Origin of the sequence: Bradyrhizobium sp. SK17 (assembly GCF_002831585.1) — a bacterium.
Classification (GTDB): Bacteria; Pseudomonadota; Alphaproteobacteria; order Rhizobiales; family Xanthobacteraceae; genus Bradyrhizobium.
This window is the reverse complement of sequence record NZ_CP025113.1, coordinates 7815402-7832817: the sequence shown is the minus strand read 5'-3', so window position 1 is coordinate 7832817 and position 17416 is coordinate 7815402. Positions and strand designations below refer to the sequence as shown.

Annotated in this window: 14 protein-coding genes and 1 pseudogene; all 15 read left to right on the top strand. The window is 59.9% G+C overall.

The window, feature by feature from the left end:
- Positions 1-46: 46 nt before the first annotated feature.
- The 15 genes and pseudogenes from CWS35_RS36350 (at position 47) to CWS35_RS39320 (ending at position 17224) form a co-directional block, all read left to right on the top strand.
- Complete coding sequence (locus CWS35_RS36350) at positions 47-928, top strand: FCD domain-containing protein (RefSeq protein WP_168226425.1); 882 nt, start codon at positions 47-49, stop codon at positions 926-928.
- 453 nt (positions 929-1381) lie between these two features.
- Positions 1382-2800, top strand: a complete 1419-nt coding sequence (locus CWS35_RS36345; protein ID WP_100955825.1) for an MFS transporter — start codon at positions 1382-1384, stop codon at positions 2798-2800.
- Positions 2801-3066: 266 nt separating this feature from the next.
- Positions 3067-3990 (top strand): LysR family transcriptional regulator, encoded by a 924-nt coding sequence (locus tag CWS35_RS36340; RefSeq protein ID WP_100955824.1) that lies wholly within the window; start codon positions 3067-3069, stop codon positions 3988-3990.
- An 82-nt stretch (positions 3991-4072) separates the two neighbouring features.
- A complete protein-coding gene (locus CWS35_RS36335; RefSeq protein ID WP_157817341.1) occupies positions 4073-4957 on the top strand; it encodes a TauD/TfdA family dioxygenase in 885 nt (294 codons plus the stop codon).
- Positions 4958-5288: 331 nt separating this feature from the next.
- Positions 5289-6833, top strand: coding sequence for an acetolactate synthase large subunit (locus tag CWS35_RS36330; protein ID WP_100956961.1), 1545 nt, complete (start codon positions 5289-5291; stop codon positions 6831-6833).
- A gap of 75 nt (positions 6834-6908) precedes the next feature.
- Positions 6909-7448 (top strand): hypothetical protein, encoded by a 540-nt coding sequence (locus tag CWS35_RS40255; RefSeq protein WP_245438799.1) that lies wholly within the window; start codon positions 6909-6911, stop codon positions 7446-7448.
- Positions 7400-8128, top strand: a complete 729-nt coding sequence (locus CWS35_RS40250) for a mandelate racemase/muconate lactonizing enzyme family protein (protein ID WP_371682883.1) — start codon at positions 7400-7402, stop codon at positions 8126-8128. The genes CWS35_RS40255 and CWS35_RS40250 overlap by 49 nt, the downstream gene beginning before the upstream one ends.
- Before the next feature lie 172 nt (positions 8129-8300).
- The gene (locus tag CWS35_RS36320; protein ID WP_157817340.1) at positions 8301-9521 is read left to right on the top strand and encodes an ABC transporter substrate-binding protein; all 1221 of its coding nucleotides are present in this window, start codon (positions 8301-8303) and stop codon (positions 9519-9521) included.
- 11 nt (positions 9522-9532) lie between these two features.
- Positions 9533-10411 (top strand): branched-chain amino acid ABC transporter permease, encoded by an 879-nt coding sequence (locus tag CWS35_RS36315; protein WP_100955821.1) that lies wholly within the window; start codon positions 9533-9535, stop codon positions 10409-10411.
- A 2-nt stretch (positions 10412-10413) separates the two neighbouring features.
- Positions 10414-12207: an ATP-binding cassette domain-containing protein gene (locus CWS35_RS36310; protein WP_100955820.1), complete on the top strand. Its 1794-nt coding sequence runs from the start codon at positions 10414-10416 to the stop codon at positions 12205-12207.
- Positions 12207-12941: an ABC transporter ATP-binding protein gene (locus CWS35_RS36305; RefSeq protein ID WP_100955819.1), complete on the top strand. Its 735-nt coding sequence runs from the start codon at positions 12207-12209 to the stop codon at positions 12939-12941. The genes CWS35_RS36310 and CWS35_RS36305 overlap by 1 nt, the downstream gene beginning before the upstream one ends.
- Before the next feature lie 300 nt (positions 12942-13241).
- Positions 13242-14732, top strand: a pseudogene (istA, locus tag CWS35_RS36300) (IS21 family transposase); the annotation flags it as partial.
- An 8-nt stretch (positions 14733-14740) separates the two neighbouring features.
- Complete coding sequence (gene istB, locus CWS35_RS36295; protein WP_100952425.1) at positions 14741-15604, top strand: IS21-like element helper ATPase IstB; 864 nt, start codon at positions 14741-14743, stop codon at positions 15602-15604.
- 36 nt (positions 15605-15640) lie between these two features.
- The gene (locus tag CWS35_RS39325; protein ID WP_157817339.1) at positions 15641-16168 is read left to right on the top strand and encodes a hypothetical protein; all 528 of its coding nucleotides are present in this window, start codon (positions 15641-15643) and stop codon (positions 16166-16168) included.
- 48 nt (positions 16169-16216) lie between these two features.
- The gene (locus CWS35_RS39320; protein WP_157817338.1) at positions 16217-17224 is read left to right on the top strand and encodes a hypothetical protein; all 1008 of its coding nucleotides are present in this window, start codon (positions 16217-16219) and stop codon (positions 17222-17224) included.
- Positions 17225-17416 lie beyond the last annotated feature (192 nt).

Here is a 17416-nt window from a genome sequence, read left to right as displayed (position 1 = left end):
CGTCGCGCAGCGCGGTAGAGACGAGCCGCAATACAACGAGCGGAGCATGGCTGAAATAAGCGCGCTGCAAGCCAGAGTGGCGCAACAGATTCTAAGACATGCACTTGCCAACAGCTTTCCGGCCAGCGGGCACATAACGGAACTCTGGGCGCAAAATCTTTGCGGAACGTCGCGAGCGCCTGTCCGCGGAGCGCTCAAACATTTGAACCAGCTCGGCGTCATGCGCTTCGATAAAAATCGAGGCTACACGCTTTTGAAGGACGATGCAGCTCTGCAAGACGCTCTTCAATCGCTCAATTCCGTCGATAACGAGGCCGTCTATCAGAAGATTGCGCAGGAGAGGATGGCCGGGGAGCTTCCCGACGTCATCAGTGAAACGGAGCTCATGTCGCGTTTCGGGCTTACGCGAAGCCGCCTTCGACGCGTGTTGGATCGGATAGCCCAGGAAGGCTGGATCGAGCGTCGCGCGGGCAATGGCTGGCTCTTCCTGCCGCTCATAGATTCGGCACGGGCTTATGCGGAAAGCTTCGAAATCCGCGAGGCGCTCGAACCCGCGGGGCTACGCTCGGAGTTTTTCCAGCCGGAGCCCATGGTTCTTCATCGCTTGCTGGAGCGCCAACTGGCCATTCTGAAGGGTCATAAGAACACTTCGGAGGTCTTCGAGGCAAATGCCGAGCTGCACGAACAGCTCGCGCGGATGTCGAACAATCGTTTTCTCATCCAGATTATCGCTCATCACAATCATCTTCGGCGATTGATCGAATACAAGGTATCGGTGGACACCGAGCGCGCCACTAGGATGTGCCGAGAGCACATCGAGTTCCTGAATCTGCTGATCGACGGCAAGGTGGAGCGCGCAGCGACGAGCCTTGCTTTTCACCTTCATGACGCGCGGCAAGCCAAGCTCGCGCTGCTCGCTTCGACGTGACGATGTCGCCGTAGGCCGCAGACAAGGGCTTTACCGCAGGCGGATTTTGAAACACATCCGGCCGTGGCATCGAAAGCGGTCGTTTCCGGGTAAAGCGAGCGATGCCGAAGGTGGTTGGGGCTTAAAACTCCGCCAGGGCGCGGCGCGCTGTTCACGGGCTTCGCGGCCCTGTCGCGGCTTCGAGGGGGTTCGGCTCCTGCGGCGCTTGGACAGCTCGTCAGCAGCCAGCCACGCCGGCCGACGCGGTCAGGCCAACATCACCAATGTTCAACACCATGCGATGGGCGCGGGCTACCGCTTACTGCCTCATCATACGTAGGTTTCCGGGAGGTCTTGCAGTCTATTGACACCCGAAACGAGATTTTCAGTTCAGAGCGTTTGACCAAACCAAAATTGTCCTTTATTAGAAAAAGAAACAATGTTGCGAACAAAGCCGTCTTTGGGAGGATCTGAATGGAACACCGGCCAGCTCAGAAGGGGTCGTCAAATGCACCTGCCGTCTTGCGGGTGACGAGCGGCAACTTTCTGGAAATGTACGATTTCTTTCTGGCGGGCGTATTTGCCAAAAATATCGGACAAACCTTTTTTCCGACCGATAGCCAATATGCTTCACTCATGCTCAGTTTCGCGAGTTTCGCGATTAGCTTTTTCATGCGGCCGCTCGGCGCGATTTTTCTCGGCGCCTACGTCGACAAGAAGGGCCGCCGCCAGGGGCTCATCGTCACGCTCGGCATCATGGGCATTGGCACAGCGATTGTCGCATTCTCGCCGGGATACGCCGCCATCGGTCTGTTGGCGCCACTGCTGGTACTGATCGGACGGTTGTTGCAAGGCTTTTCGGCTGGCGTCGAATTGGGCGGTGTCTCGGTCTATCTCGCCGAAATAGCGACGCCCGGCCGTAAGGGCTTTTATGTCGCCTGGCAGGCGGCCAGCCAGCAGCTTGCCGTCGTAATGGCCGCAGGGCTCGGCTTTCTGGTGCGGCTCGCCTTCGACAAGGCGGCGGTCGACGATTTCTGGTGGCGTCTACCCTTCTTCGTCGGCTGCACCGTCATTCCGTTTCTGTTTCTGATCCGCCGCTCATTACAGGAAACACCGGAGTTCGCGCGGCGTAAGGAGCATCCGACGACGGAGCAAATCGTGGCTTCGCTTGTCGCCAACTGGCAGATTATTCTTCTTGGCGTGCTGATGGTATCGATGACAACGACATCTTTCTATACAATCACGACGTACACACCGACATACGCTAGAGAAGTGCTGAAGCTGACGGACACGGACGCTTTGATCATCACCGTCTGCGTCGCGCTCTCCAACTTTTCCTGGCTGCCGGTGATGGGTGCAATCTCCGACAAGGTTGGACGTTTGCCGCTGCTGCTGATATTTTCTGCGCTGGCACTGATCACGGGTTATCCGGTTTTGTTCTGGCTCGCCCATCATACGTCTTTCGGCAACACACTCATCGCCCTTTTGTGGTTCTCGTTCCTTTATGGCGGCTACAACGGTGCAATGACCGTCGCGCTGACCGAAGTGGTCCCAAAAGCGGTGCGCGTCTCCGGCTTTTCACTGACTTATTCGCTTGCGACAGCCCTGTTTGGCGGCATGACACCGCTGATTGCGACGACGCTCGTTCATGTCTTCGAGAGCAGCACGATCATCGAAGCGAAGGCTGCGCCGAGTCTTTGGTTCGCTTTCAGCGGCCTGTGCGGTTTCGTGGCATCGTACTTAATTTACAAGCGACAGGGGCAGATAACTAGAACGTTTGCGATGAACCCCCCACTGTTTCTCGGCTCGGCCGTTCACTTTGATTCCGAAGCTTCCTGGGAGCTTCGTGGAGGTACTGCCTCGATCTTGATTTTGTCGCTCCCCGTTGCCTAGAAAACGTCTGGCCCCATTCATGATGTAAATCTGCACGAGGTCCAGACCTCAATCGGATGAGTAACTTTTGGATATTGCGACGCCGATTGGCGTCGCGACCCCATATAGATTGACGGCCAGTGCGCAGGTTCGTGAGCGCCGCCATGCCCCGGTTTCGCGAGCGACAGACAACCGCGACTAGCTCTCTCTTGACCAAATGCCCCCGCCTTGTAAGAGGCTGGCTATAAGCCGGTAAGAAATGCTCTTTCCCTGACGACGGTAGTTCAATGGATGTCTTAGAAGCCCTCAGGTTCTTCGGTCACGTCGCTCGCTGTGGTAGCATCTCGGCGGCGGCGCGAGCCAAGGGCCTTTCGACCACCGCGGCTTCCAAGAAACTTCAGGATCTCGAAACCGAATTCGGCGTCAGGCTGGTCGACCGCACGACGCGCTCGCTTGCATTGACTGAAGCCGGTCAACGGCTATTGGCCGGGTCGAACGTCTTGCTCAACCAGCTCGATGAGACCGTGGCTTCGGTCCGTGAGCTCCAGGCAACGCCATCGGGTCTGCTCAGAATCCTGAGTCGGCGGTGGTTTGCGCTCCACGAGGTCATGCCGATTCTTCCCGCCTTTCGCAATGCCTATCCTGCAATCACCATCGAGCTCGAACTCTCCGACGAAGTCGACATCACTCCGCGCAACGGAATCGATCTTGCCATCACGCTGGGCAATTCGGACGACAAATCCATCATCGCCCATCAGTTGACGACCGATGAGCGGCGGGTCTGCGGCAGCGCGAGCTATTTTGAGCGGGCCGGCGTGCCGCGCGAACCGGCCGATTTGGCGCATCACGATTGCCTGACCTATCGCCGGGCATCCGAACCCGCCGTGTGGATGTTCGAAGATAAACGACGCCTGTTGCCGGTGAAGGTGAAGGGACCGGTGCAATCCAACAACGGCGACATTCTACGGCAAGCGGCTATCGACGGCCTTGGCCTCATGTTTCTTCCCGAGCACATGGCGGCCCGAGACGTGGCTGCGGGGCGGCTTACGACCTGCCTCGATCGCTTTCGTGGTTATCAACATCCCTATCGACAACCTGTCTACCTGTTGCACCGCCGCGGACAACTCCCAGCCAAGTGCGAGGCCTTCATCAGTTTTCTCCTGGATCATCTGGCTGGACGACCGGGCTTTTCCCGGAGATCGGGAAGATAAATCCCGAATTTCTAGCCTACACCACCGGCGGCTGCGCCATTAGCCTTGCTGGTAACAGCAACGAGTAATGGGTGGAAACGACATGTCACTGACTATTCAGGCGAAGCATCCCCTCTTCGTGGCAGAGGTCAGCAATGTCGACCTCTCGGTGTCTGTCGACGATGCGATCTTGGGCGAGATCAAGGAGGCTCTCAATGAAAGGGCTGTGTTGCTTTTCCGCGGACCTAAACTCACCCAAGCCCAGCAGATCGCTTTCGCGGAGCGCTTCGGCCCACTCGAGAGCAGCAACAATGTACTTTCGTCGTCGAGCCGCGACCGGATCAGCAGCCAGCTCGCCGACGTTTCGAACCTGAGCGCGAGCAACGAACCGCTCGAGCAATCAGATCGCCGTCGAATGTTCGGTCTCGGCAACCAGCTTTGGCATACCGACAGCTCGTTCAAGCGCTTGCCGGCCAAATACTCCCTTCTGCATGCGCATTCCGTTTGTCCGATCGGCGGAGAAACGCAGCTTGTAGACACTCGCGCGGCCTATGAGACGTTGCCGGAGCCGATGAAGACGCGTCTCGAAGGACTCGTTGCAGAGCACTCGATCTTCGCATCGCGCGCGAAGCTCGGCTTCACCGACTTCTCAGAGGACGAGCGCCGGGCCCTTCCGCCAGTTCATCGTGCTCTGGTGAGGGTACACGCAGAAAGCGGACGCAAGGCGCTCTATCTCGCGTCCCATGCCTCGCACATCATCGGCTGGCCTGTTCCCGAAGGGCGCATGCTGATTCATGATCTCATCGAACACGCCACCCAGCCTCAGTTTGTCTACACGCATCGCTGGGAAGAGGGCGATCTGCTGATCTGGGACAACCGCTGCACACTGCATCGGGGCCGTCCCTTCGATGAAAATCATCGACGCGACATGCGCCGCGCCACGATCGAGGATCATGATCCGGACGTTCGGGATCTCCGCGTCGCCTGATCGACGATCTTCATCGCTCCGGAGGCTGATCGGGCAAAGCTCGCCCGCCCGAAAACGGAGGCCGCGGCGAGCCGCGTGACGCTTTGCCGGATTCGCGTACCGCTCGAGCAGTATCAAGGTAAAGCGCGCCACACGTGATCGAGGCGTGGCTTGGTTGCCGCTACCCCGGGCGTGGCGCTCGTTCGAATCCGTAGACCGACGCAAGTCACCTTAACAGACGCACCATGTTGATCGCTGCCGTCGACGCGTTTCTCGTCAAATGCCGCTCTGACGGCGAAGCGAAGCAATGACGAATTTTCCCTCGGAGAAGAACATGCAAGGGCAACAGACGATGAATGGCGCGGAAAGCCTTGTGCAGACCCTTGTCGCTGGCGGCATCAATGTCTGCTTCGCCAATCCTGGCACCTCGGAGATGCATTTTGTCGCGGCGCTCGATCGGTTCGAGGGCATGCGCTGCGTGCTCGGTCTGTTTGAGGGCGTAGTGACGGGCGCGGCCGACGGCTATTTCCGCATGACGGGCACGCCTGCCGCGACACTGCTGCATCTAGGCCCCGGCCTCGCCAACGGTCTTGCCAACCTGCACAACGCCAAGAAAGCGAACTCCGGAATCGTCAATATCGTCGGCCAGCATGCCATCTATCATATCGGCTATGACGCGCCGCTAACGTCGGACATCGAGGGGCTGGCGCGGCCGATGTCGGGCTGGGTACGTACCTCGCCGGATGCGAAGTCGATTGCCAAAGACGGTGCCGCCGCGATCACTGCTGCCAAGAGCCTACCGCCGCAGATAGCGACGCTGATTTTGCCCGCGGATACTGCGTGGAATGAGGCCGACGGGATTGTGCAAGTAGCGCAACAGGCGCTGCGCCCGAATCATTCGAGCCAGGCGGTCCAGGCCGCAGCGAAGGTGCTCAAGAAAGGCGAACCCACGCTGTTGCTACTGACTGGTGAGGCGCTCACCGAGCACGGATTGGCACTGGCCCGGCGTATCGCCGGCAAGACCGGCTGCCAAGTCATGGGACAGACCTTCAACCCGCGCATGGCGCGTGGCCGTGGTCGTTTCGCCATCGAACGTATCCCCTATGTGATCGAGCAGGCGCTCCTGGCCCTAAAGGATTTCAAGCATATCGTTCTGGTTGAGGCCAACGATCCCGTCGCTTTCTTCGCCTATCCCAACAAGCCGAGCCTGCTGAAGTCCGAGGGCTGCGAAGTGCATCGTATGACTTCGGCTGGAGAGAATTCGCTGGTCGCGTTGGAAGCTTTGGCCGAAGCGGTCGGCGCGAAGCCGCAGGACGCGAAGCCGCAGAAGCCGATGGATATTGCGTGGCCAACCGGGCGGCTCACGCACGCGTCGATCGCGCAGGCGATCGCTATGGCTATTCCGGAGAACGCAATCGTTGTCGATGAGTCGGTCACGACAGGCCGCGGATTCTTTGCGCCGACAGCCGCTGCGGCGCCGCATGACTGGTTACAGAATATGGGTGGCTCAATCGGTTTCTCGACGCCGGTCGCGACCGGAGCGGCCGTGGCATGCCCTGATCGCAAGGTCATCTGCTTGGTCGGCGATGGTAGCGCGATGTACACGCTGCAATCTCTGTGGACGCAGGCCCGCGAAGGTCTCGATGTCGTCACGATCGTGTTCGCGAACCGCACCTATCAAATCCTGCACGGGGAATTCGACGGCGTGGGCGCAGGCAGACCCGGCCAGAAGGCCACGGCGATGCTGAACATCGATCGGCCTTCACTCGATTGGCTGGCGCTCGCCAAGGGGATGGGCATTCCAGGCCGCACCGTGACCACTGCCGATGAATTCAGCAAGGCCCTCAAGGATGCAGTCGCCGAGAAGGGACCGCGCCTCATCGAGGTGGTCATTTAACTGGCGACTTGACGCAATTTGGGTCGAGCGAACTCTACGAGCGCAACCCACCCTACCAACCGGAGAAGACACATCATGAAGATCGCCGCTGTCGACACATTCCTCGTTGGAACACCGCCGCCTCACAAAGGTGGGATCAACTGGGGCTTCGTCAAAGTCACGACCGATGACGGCGTTGTCGGATGGGGAGAGCTCAACGGCCTCGCGTTTCGTGAGAAGACGATTGTGCAGCTCGTCCGGGAGCTTGCGGAGCATTTTCTGATCGGAGTGCAGGATCCCTTTGAGATCGAACGCCTGTGGGGCCGCCTCCATGGCGGCGACGATACCGGCTTCTGGGCCTACTTTCGCAATGCGGGCACGCTCGGCGATCAGGCACTTGCGGCCATCGAGATGGCGTGCTGGGACATCATCGGCAAGGTCACGAAGCAGCCCGTGCATAAGCTCCTGGGCGGCCGCTATCACGATCGTCTTCGCTCCTACTCCTATCTCTACGGCTGGAAGTCCGGCGAAGCCCCGAGAAAGCCGGAGAGGCGGCCCAGGCCGCGCTTGAACGGGGATTCACCGCCATCAAGTTTGATCCGATCTACCCGTACTTCCCAGCGCCGCGAAGCGTGAGCCTGGCAGAGCTCAAATATACCGACGCGGTCCTCAAGAGCATTCGCGACGCTGTGGGGATGCGGATGGACATTCTGATGGGGACCCATGGGCAGCTAAACACTCACGGTGCCATCCGTTTCGCCAGGATGATGGAGCCGTACGAACCGCTGTGGTTCGAGGAACCGGTGCCGCTTGAGAACAAGATCGAGATGGCTCGTGTTGCGAGTTCTACGACAATACCGATTGCGACCGGTGAGCGATTGACGACCAAATGGGAATTCCAGCAGGTGCTGGAGAACCAAGCCGCCCAGATCATTCAGGTCAATCTCGGCCTGAACGGGATTCTGGAATCGCGCAAGATTGCCGCGATGGCCGAAGCGCACTACGCGCAGATTGCGCCATGGATGTATTGTGGGCCGGTCTCGGGCGCAGCGAGCATCCAGGTGTCGACCTGCAGTCCCAATTTTCTCATTCAGGAAGGAATCGAAGATTGGGGCGGCTTCTCCGCGGATATCCTGAAGGAAGGCGTACGCTGGGAGAGCGGATACATCATCCCTAGCGACAAGCCGGGACTCGGCGTGGAGCCCGACGAGCGGGTGCTCGCCAAGCATCCGCCGCACGACATGTCGAGCGAAAGAGTCCGCTCTGGGCTGCGCAATCGCGGCGACACCGCGGCGGCCATCGCCAAATATGTCTGAGGCGGGCGGACCCCAAACATATCGGGGCTCTCTCGCTTGCGGGCCGAAGCATCAGGTCCGTCAGGCCTGATGCTTCCCGGCCAGCGACAAGCCTTGTTCGAGAGTAATCGGCGTGGCCGCAGGATCCGCCGCAATTTCCAGGAGGAACAGCATGAGGATAGGGGCTGGAGTCGTGCTCAATCGCGACGGATCAATCAATCGTCGGACGCTGCTGCGAGTGGCTGCGCAGGCAACGGCGGCCTTCGGCGCAGGTCGCTGGACGTCGGCTTCTGCGCAACCGGCGCCGATGAGGATCGGCTGGGTCTGGCCCATGACCGGCAGGCTGACGTCGTCGTTCGCGCCGCTTTATGTGGGCGGGAAAATTGCTGTCGACGAAATCAACGCGGCTGGTGGCATTTTCGGCCGACCGATTGCCCGCGCCGAAGAGGACGACGAGGCCTCCCCAGCTAAGGAGCCCGGACTCATTCGTAAATTGCGCGGTCAGGAGATCGGCATCGTCATCGGTCCGACAGGCAGTTCGCAAGCGCTTGCTTCGATCGCCGCGACCACGCCCGCCAGGATGATCCAGGCCTCCTATTCAACGGCTGCGGAAGCCGGGGATGCTCAAAAATATCCTTACCACTATCAACTTATTTTCAACACTACCCAGCAAGCTGACGTCTGCGTCCACCACATGGTGGAAACGCTGGGTGTCAAGAAAATAGGCATTCTTCAAGAAAACACGGCATTTGGCGAGCAAGCCACAGCAGCCACCAAAACCGCGTTGCAGAAGCTGGGATTGGACCCACTCAGCGTGCAGGTCTATCCGATCACCTCGCCAGACCTGTCCGCCTATGTGCGTAATCTGCAAAGGGAAGGCGTCGACGGTGTCATCGCCTGGATCGCAAACACTCCCAACGCCGCGATGATCTTCAATGCCATGGCGACACTTAAGTGGTTTCCTCCGGTCGCAGGCCACAGCGGTTTGATGATCCAGTCGCTGTTCGAACTCGTGCCGCCGGAAGCCGTGAAACATGTGTTCGCTACCTACTACAAGAACTTCTCGTGGACGGACACCGAACAGCCCGGCACGCGTCAGATCACCTTTGCCAAAAAGGTCGCGGAGTTCCCCGAAGCGAAGGGTTATGAGGTGAACGTCGCGGCGAGCCCGTACTACGACTTCATTCATCTCATCAAGACAGTGGTTGAAGCGGAAAAGAGCTTCGACGTCGAGACGATCAAGCGTGGTCTCGACAACGTGAAGGGCTATCAGGGCCTTCTCGGCAAGATCACGCTGTCGGCGGACAGTCACAGCGGCATTGGCCTCGACGATATCGTCCTTGTGTCCGTTGCATCCGGATTGGACCCCCGAGCACTTGGCTGCATGCGCGAGCGCGCATCCAAGACGTCGTAGGAGGGCGGACAATGGATCTGGACGTCATTGCACGCGGTATCACAGCGGGAAGTCTGTACGCGCTCGTCGCCGTCAGCTTCAATATCATGTACCGGCCGACGAATGTCTTCAATTTCGCGCAAGGCGAACTGGTTATGCTTGGCGCGATGATGTTCGCCACCGCGACGACCTTGGCCGGTATTCCCTGGCTCGCGGCCTGCGTTCTGACGCTCGTGGTGATCGGCTTGTTTGGGCTTCTGGAAGAGCGGATCGCGGTTGCGCCGATTCTTGCCAAAGCACAACATAGCACGGCTTGGATTATCACCACACTTGCCGTCTCGTTGATCGTCTCGAATCTGGTCGGGCGGGTGTGGGGGCCCGATCCGATTCAAGTGCGGCCACCCGCACCCCTGGCCATGAATACGTTTCAGTTCGCCGGGATGCATATTAGTTCGTATCAGGCCGCCGTCATCACGGTGGCTATCCTCCTGGTAGCCGTCGTCGAAAGTGCCTATCGCACACTTCAGGGCAAGGCGATCTTGGCTGTAGCGGAAGATCGCGAGGCGGCGCTTCTGCGCGGTATCGATCCCAGTCGACTCAGCCGTTGGTCTTTCTTTCTTGGTGGCGCCGTCGCCGGACTGACCGGTATCCTGGCCGCTCCGCTGCTGTATGCGTCGATCGAGCTTGGGCCTGCATTGCTCCTCAAGGGTTTCGCTGCCGCCGCGGTCGGTTCGATTGGCAATAACCGTGGTGCGCTGCTGGCTGGATATCTGATCGGCATGGCCGAGGCCTGCGGTGCCGCGTTGCTGTCGCCGGCCTATCAAGAGGCGGTGATTTTCGCAGTCGTGCTGGCGCTCCTGCTGCTGCGCCCTCATGGCCTGTTCGGCCAGCCGTTTCAACGGAGAGTGTGACGATGGCATTGCGCATCATCCGCGTTCTTCCCATCGCTGTTCAGCTTGCGTTTATCGGCGCGGCTCTCCTGCTGCCGCTGTTCGTCAGCGCCGACTCCTATGCGCTGTTCGTGGCGACCCAGCTTGGCATCTACATCATCGCCGCGATCGGCTTGAACCTGCTTGCCGGATATGCCGGCCAGGTCTCGCTCGGTCACGCAGCCTTCGTTGCGATCGGCGCTTATGCGGTCGCGCTGTTGACTGTCGATCATCACTGGTCGTTCTGGACAGCGGCTATGGTTGGCGTCGTCCTCGCGGCGACGTTGGGGATCTTGACAGCTTTGCCGGCGTTCCGTCTCTCGACGTGGTACTTCGCGTTCATCACGCTTGCCTTCGCGCTTGTCTTCGCACAGATGATTGTGGAATGGCGTGGCTTGACCAAAGGCTTCGCCGGCGTCATCGGCGTGCCGCCGCCGAATCTGTTCGGCCAAGAGCTTGGCCCGAAGCAGGTCTATCTACTCGTCGCCGGGACGGCGTTCGCGGTGTTTCTCGTCGTGCGCAACATCGTCCATTCGCGCTTCGGCCGTGCCTTCATTGCGGTGCGCGACGTGGAGGAGGCCGCACTCGCCGTCGGCGCCTTTCCGCAGCGTACCAAATTGCTGGCGTTCGTCATCGCCGCGGCTCTGGCCGGTCTCGCGGGAGCCTACTTCGCGGTCCAGAAAACGGTGGTCACGCCGGACGACTTCACAGCCGACTTCTCCACCTTCTTCCTGCTCACAGTCGTTCTCGGCGGTCTCGGCACCTTGTGGGGTCCCGTGGTCGGTGCCTTGGTGTTCTTCCTGATCCCCGAACTGCTGGCCGAGCTTCAGGGTTGGCGGATGGTGATCTACGGCTGCATGCTGCTAACTCTCATGCTGTCCGCTCCGAATGGCTTGGTCGGCGCGCTCAGCCGGGCTTGGCGGCTGGTGGCCAAACCAGGCCGCCCTTCGGTCGCAATCGTCCGGCAGGTTGACACCAAGCACCCGCCGATCGACGGTCTCGCGATCGAGACCCGTGACCTGCGTAAAAGGTTCGGGGGCGTGGTTGCCCTCGACGGCGTGAATCTTACCGCGGCGGCCGGAACTTGCTGCGCCATCGTCGGCCCGAACGGCTCCGGCAAGACGACGCTACTCAATCTGGTCAGCGGCTTCTATCGCGCCGACGCGGGGCAGATCCGGATCGGCGATACAGATGCGGTCGGAATGGCCGCCCAGAAGATCGCCGTGCTTGGGATCGGGCGCACGTTCCAGACGCCGCGTCTGCTCAACGATCTGACGGTGATCGAGAACGTCATGCTGGGCGGCTACCGGCGGGAGCGGGCCGGCTTGCCGAGTATTGCCCTGGGTCTTCCGAACGCGCGCGCCGAAGCCCGGCGGCTGCGTTGGGAAGCGCTGGATTACTTGGACTTCGTCGGTATCGCGGACCGGGCAGGTGATGCCGCGGGCGAGGTGCCTCATGGCCAGCAGCGATTGATAGAGCTGGCACGGGCGATGATGGGCTCGGCGCGACTCATCCTGCTCGACGAACCCGCCGCCGGGTTGTCGATGACGGAACTCGACAAGCTCGATCATCTGCTGACGCGGATCCGAAAGCTCGGCGCGACGGTCGTGCTGGTCGAGCATCATCTTGACTTGGTCGCGAGCATCGCCAGCCATGTCACCGTGCTTGACCGCGGTTCGGTGCTGGCCTCCGGGCCACCCGGCTCGGTTTTCAAGGACGAACGCGTGCTGCGCGCCTACATGGGCGACAGGGCCCTGAAGCAAAAGGTGATGGAGTGATGATCCCTTCGACATCCGCCGCCGCGCTCCTGTCGGTCGAAAGCATCGACGCGGGGTACGGTCACATCGATGTCCTCGGTGCCGTCTCCCTCGAGGTCTTACCGGCCACGATCGTGGCGCTGGTCGGCCGTAACGGTGCGGGGAAGTCTACCGTTCTTCGCGCAATCTCCGGTCTTATCAAGCCGGTATCGGGCACAATCCGGTTTGATGGGGGCGACATCACAGGCGTCCGACCGAACGTCATCGTCTCCCGAGGCCTTCTTCATGTTGCGGAGGGCCGCCGCCTCTTCCGGACGCAGACCGTATCCGACAATCTTCAGCTTGGATGCTACGGCTTGGGTGTCTCTCAGATCGAGCTTCGTCGACGCCTAGATCGGGCGCATGCGCTTTTTCCAATTCTGCACAACAAGAGGGGCGAAGCCGCAGGCGCTCTCTCGGGTGGACAACAACAAATGCTGGCGATCGCGCAGGCCATGATGCGGGAGCCGAAGCTTTTGATGCTGGATGAGCCGTCGCTCGGGCTTGCCCCCGTGTTTGTCGATCAGGTGCTCGATGCAATCGTCAATCTGCGCCGGTCCGGCGTAGCCATCTTGCTGGTCGAGCAGATGGTGGAACGCGCTCTAGAGATTTCTGATCAGGCGTACGTGCTCCAGAATGGTCGCGTCGTGACCGGGGGACCGGCAGGTGAAATAGCCACTAGTGCGACGCTTCAGGCGGCCTATTTGCATGAATGAGCGATGCCACCGAGTACGCCTTAGAATTCGAACTACATATCAAAAAAGCTGGCCGCCGTACCATGTCGGCCAGATGCAACCATAACAGGGCGGAGGCCCACTTGAGGGGATCGCATGTCACGTGGTTTGAGCCGACGTCACTTTATCGGGACTGGCGCAGCCGCAATCGGCGCGCCGCTGTTATCATACTGTCATTCGGCCTGCAATATTGCCCCCTAAGCCGGGGGTTCGGCGTCCAAAATTGACCCCCACCACTGGGCTATTGCGCCACCTGCTTTGGGCTAAAGCAGGTGGTTGGGGATGCTGGTTGTGGAGACGATTGCGCGCATACGGCGCGAGCACTTCATCAAAGGCAAGACGATCAAGGAGATCGCCCGTGACCTGAAGGTGTCGCGGAACACGGTCCGGAAGGTGCTGAGGTCGGGAGAGACCTCGTTCGAGTACGAGCGGTCGGTGCAGCCGCGGCCAAAGCTGGGACGATGGGCAGTAGAGCTTGACGGATTGCTGGCGGCGAACGCGGCCAAATCGGCTCGTGAACAGCTGACGTTGATCCGGATCTTCGAAGAGCTGCGCGGCCGCGGCTACGACGGCGGTTACGATGCCGTGCGGCGTTACGCCAGGCGGTGGAGCAAAGAACGCGGGCAATCGACCGCGGCGGCTTATGTCCCGCTGAGCTTTGCCCCAGGCGAAGCCTACCAGTTCGACTGGAGCCACGAGGTGGTCTTGCTGAGCGGGACCACGGTGATGGTGAAGGCCGCCCATGTCCGGCTCTGTCACAGCCGCATGCTGTTCGTGCGGGCCTATCCGCGGGAGACGCAGGAGATGGTGTTCGACGCCCACGACCGGGCGTTCGCCCTGTTCAAAGGCACCTGCACCCGCGGCATCTACGACAACATGAAGACCGCCGTAGAGACGATCTTCGTCGGTAAAGGGCGTCTCTACAATCGCCGCTTCCTGCAGATGTGCAGCCACTATCTGGTCGATCCAGTCGCCTGCACGCCGGCGTCGGGCTGGGAGAAGGGGCAGGTCGAGAACCAGGTCGGGCTGGTTCGGGAGCGCTTCTTCACGCCGCGGCTGCGGTTCAAAAACCTCGACGAGTTAAACGCCTGGCTGCTCGACAAATGCATCGCCTATGCCAAGGCTCATCGCCATCCGGAGCTGGTCGATCAGACGATCTGGGAGGCGTTCGAAGCCGAACGCCCCAAACTCGTTCCCTATGCCGGCCGCTTCGACGGCTTCCATGCGGTGACGGCATCGGTCTCGAAGACCTGCCTGGTGCGCTTCGACAACAACAAGTACTCGGTCGCAGCCAGCGCAGTCGGACGGCCGGTCGAAGTTCAAGCCTATGCCGATCGCATCGTGATCCGTCAGGATGGACGCATCGTTGCCGAGCACCCGCGATCCTTTGGCCGCGGCGATACCGTCTACGACCCGTGGCATTATGTGCCGGTGCTCGCCCGCAAACCCGGCGCCTTGCGCAACGGTGCTCCCTTCAAAGACTGGGTGCTGCCGGCCGCGATCGAGCGGATCCGGCGCAAGCTTGCCAGTACCGAAGATGGCAATCGGCAGATGGTCGACATCCTCAACGCGGTGCTGACTGACGGTCTGCCCGCGGTGGAAGCGGCCTGTGCCGAAGCGCTCGGTCATGGCGTCCATTCCGCCGATGTCGTGCTCAATATCCTGGCCCGTCAACGTGAACCCGCCCCACCGGCCAACATCATGACGCCGGCCGCACTGACGCTCCGTCATGCGCCGATTGCCGATTGTGCCCGCTACGACAACCTCCGGAGGACCATCTGATGGAACGAACCCAAATCTTCGACCTCATGGGCGAACTCAAGCTCTACGGCATGAAGGCTGCCTTCGACGAGATCATGGCAACTGCCGTCAAGCGCCAGCACGAACCTCAGCGCATTGTCGGCGACCTGCTCAACGCCGAGATCAACGAGAAGCAGGCCCGCTCGATCAAGTACCAGCTCACCATCGCCAAGCTGCCGCTTGCCAAGGACATCGCCGACTTCCAGTTCGACGGCACGCCGATCAATCAGACTCTCGTCAATGATCTCGCTGGCGGCGGCTTCATCGCCCAACAACGCAACGTCGTGCTGGTTGGCGGCACCGGCACAGGGAAGACCCACCTGGCCATTGCTATCGCCAGAAGCTGCATCCGATCCGGTGCCCGCGGCCGCTTCTTCAACGTAGTCGACCTCGTCAATCGCCTCGAGACCGAGACCCGCAACGGACGGCAAGGACGGCTCGCCGAGCATCTGACCCGGATGGACTTCATCGTGCTGGATGAACTCGGCTATTTGCCCTTCGCCCTGTCCGGTGGCCAGCTCCTCTTCCACCTCGTCAGCCGGCTCTATGAGCGCGCCTCCGTCATCGTGACGACCAATCTCGCCTTCGGCGAATGGCCGAGCGTGTTCGGCGACGCCAAAATGACCACGGCGCTGCTCGACCGATTGACGCATCACTGCGACATTGTCGAGACCGGCAACGATAGTTGGCGGTTCAAGAGCCGAGACGACGATCACGCCACCCGCGCTCGTCTCGCCTCCGCTATCCCGGCCAGCTCCGACGAGACGAGCGCTACCAGCAAAGCCCGCCGCACGAAGGGGTCAAAATTGGACGCCGATGAGGGGTCAAATTTGCAGGCCGATTGACACCTATAAGCTCGAAGTGTGGATGAGGAGTGCACCGTGAGTAAATTGGTCACAAGCGCTTTGGTTTTACTCGCAACTCTATATGTCAACGTATCGTGCGCCGATCCGTTGCCGGTTGCTCTCGATCTTGATTCTCTCGTTCTAATCGGACAGTCACTCTCTACACCCCTGGCAAGCGCCGACAACGATCTGGTCAATCGGGGAGCGCAAACAATAGCAACCTGGCGGCAGGCGCATCCCGATGAATGGAACAAGATTGTAGCGTCAGGCAAATCATCCTACGCAACGCTAGCCGCATTGCCGGCCTGGTCTAACCCGAATGACGGCAAGGAGTTTGTCGCAGCCTTAATCAGGGTAACCTCGGCGGCGCAGGTCGTATCTTCGGGTGATCAATTGCTCAAGAACTACATGGCGCAATATGACACGCTGAAAAAGCTGACGGACGCCGTCTTGACGATACGCAACGAGGTGCCTGCACTCAATCAACAAGTGAACTCGTTGTCTAAAGCCGAAAAGGATGCGGTGCTTGGTGCGACGAGAGCCTTCGGCAAGGCGACTCAATAGCGAAGTGCGCTGGATAGAGCAACTGTCCAAACCGAAATGTGGGCCGCCATGAAAAATCGTAGTGCGCGCTTGGTGTGGTCCTTTATCAAGTTTTTCGTAGCGTTCAATATTTCCGCTAGTTTCGCTACCGACTTATCCGAAGCCCTGCGATGGTGGGAGCCGCCACAGGCGTTTCTATGCGCCGCGACACCAGGCGAGTTTCCTTCAAAGTTTTCGTCAAGTGATCCTAGTCATTGTGACGACGGGGACATGACGCTTTTCAACGGCCTGCTTTGCCAAGCGGGCGATCAGCGCGGATGCGACGCCGTGCGCCTTGCGCAAGGGGCTGACGGTCGGTGGTGGCGATCACCACGCCGGATCGGCTGGACCAACGACTCACATCCGGGAGCAGACGTTTCCTTTTCGCCGGACCAGGCGCTGGGCGTGATGCTTTACATAGCAAAGGCGAGGGATTTGACCGCATTTGATCGGTGGGTCCAATGGCTCGACGCGAATCGTCCATGCCTCACGAAAATTGGCGACCAGTGTCTGGTAAAGGGATGGGTACGGTTTTGTACCGACGATGCAGATAAGCGATGTACTGCTCGCCCAGGCGATTGCGCATTTTTGGAAGCAACGGGAAAGTTCGTGGGATCATCGAAGGCCGGTCTTTGCTCCGATATACTTCGACAACTGCACCTTCCCAGCGATTGGCTTCCATCCGTTTCTGAACAAGTTCTCGGATCAGCCTCCGTGAATACCACGGGATTCCCCTTGCATTTGGCCGCTGTCCAATTGCTGTTGGCCCGCACCCTCGGGCTCAAAAACGATCCAAAGCTCGATAGCGCGGGAGAAATGCTGATCATGAAGCAATCCCAAAACCCCTTCTTCCAATATCTCGCCGATGGCGTTACGCCCCAGACGACGGCGTTGCTCCTGCAGCTTTGCCCTTCCGCAGCAAGGCCGTCAAAGGGCCGAAATCAATGGTCCTGGGAGCGAGATCAGGACGAGAAAGCCTGGCTAGATAGCATGTATTGGGACTGCATTTTTCTTGGCAAGCAGCTTGCGCCGCAATGATTGAGCGTCAAAGAGTTGCCTAATAGGACGAGTGATTAATATGAAAAGGCGTCCATATTGGCTGGTCCTGATCTGGGTCTTGGCTATGGCGGTCCCTTCGGCTTTCGGGCAAGTGAACGACAACCGTCAGGGTAATCACTTTATCATGCCATGGGCCGTCAACCTTCCGCTTCCGCCGGCCGCGCCGCGTGA

Excerpts from the sequence above, each read along its gene's own strand:
- CWS35_RS36310 (WP_100955820.1), top strand. The coding sequence starts at position 10,414 with ATGGCATTGCGCATCATCCGCGTTCTTCCCATCGCTGTTCAGCTTGCG.
- CWS35_RS36350 (WP_168226425.1), top strand. The coding sequence starts at position 47 with ATGGCTGAAATAAGCGCGCTGCAAGCCAGAGTGGCGCAACAGATTCTA.
- CWS35_RS36345 (WP_100955825.1), top strand. The coding sequence starts at position 1,382 with ATGGAACACCGGCCAGCTCAGAAGGGGTCGTCAAATGCACCTGCCGTC.
- CWS35_RS36335 (WP_157817341.1), top strand. The coding sequence starts at position 4,073 with ATGTCACTGACTATTCAGGCGAAGCATCCCCTCTTCGTGGCAGAGGTC.
- CWS35_RS40255 (WP_245438799.1), top strand. The coding sequence starts at position 6,909 with ATGAAGATCGCCGCTGTCGACACATTCCTCGTTGGAACACCGCCGCCT.
- CWS35_RS36305 (WP_100955819.1), top strand. The coding sequence starts at position 12,207 with ATGATCCCTTCGACATCCGCCGCCGCGCTCCTGTCGGTCGAAAGCATC.
- CWS35_RS36330 (WP_100956961.1), top strand. The coding sequence starts at position 5,289 with ATGAATGGCGCGGAAAGCCTTGTGCAGACCCTTGTCGCTGGCGGCATC.
- istB (WP_100952425.1), top strand. The coding sequence starts at position 14,741 with ATGGAACGAACCCAAATCTTCGACCTCATGGGCGAACTCAAGCTCTAC.
- CWS35_RS36340 (WP_100955824.1), top strand. The coding sequence starts at position 3,067 with ATGGATGTCTTAGAAGCCCTCAGGTTCTTCGGTCACGTCGCTCGCTGT.
- CWS35_RS39320 (WP_157817338.1), top strand. The coding sequence starts at position 16,217 with ATGAAAAATCGTAGTGCGCGCTTGGTGTGGTCCTTTATCAAGTTTTTC.
- CWS35_RS36315 (WP_100955821.1), top strand. The coding sequence starts at position 9,533 with ATGGATCTGGACGTCATTGCACGCGGTATCACAGCGGGAAGTCTGTAC.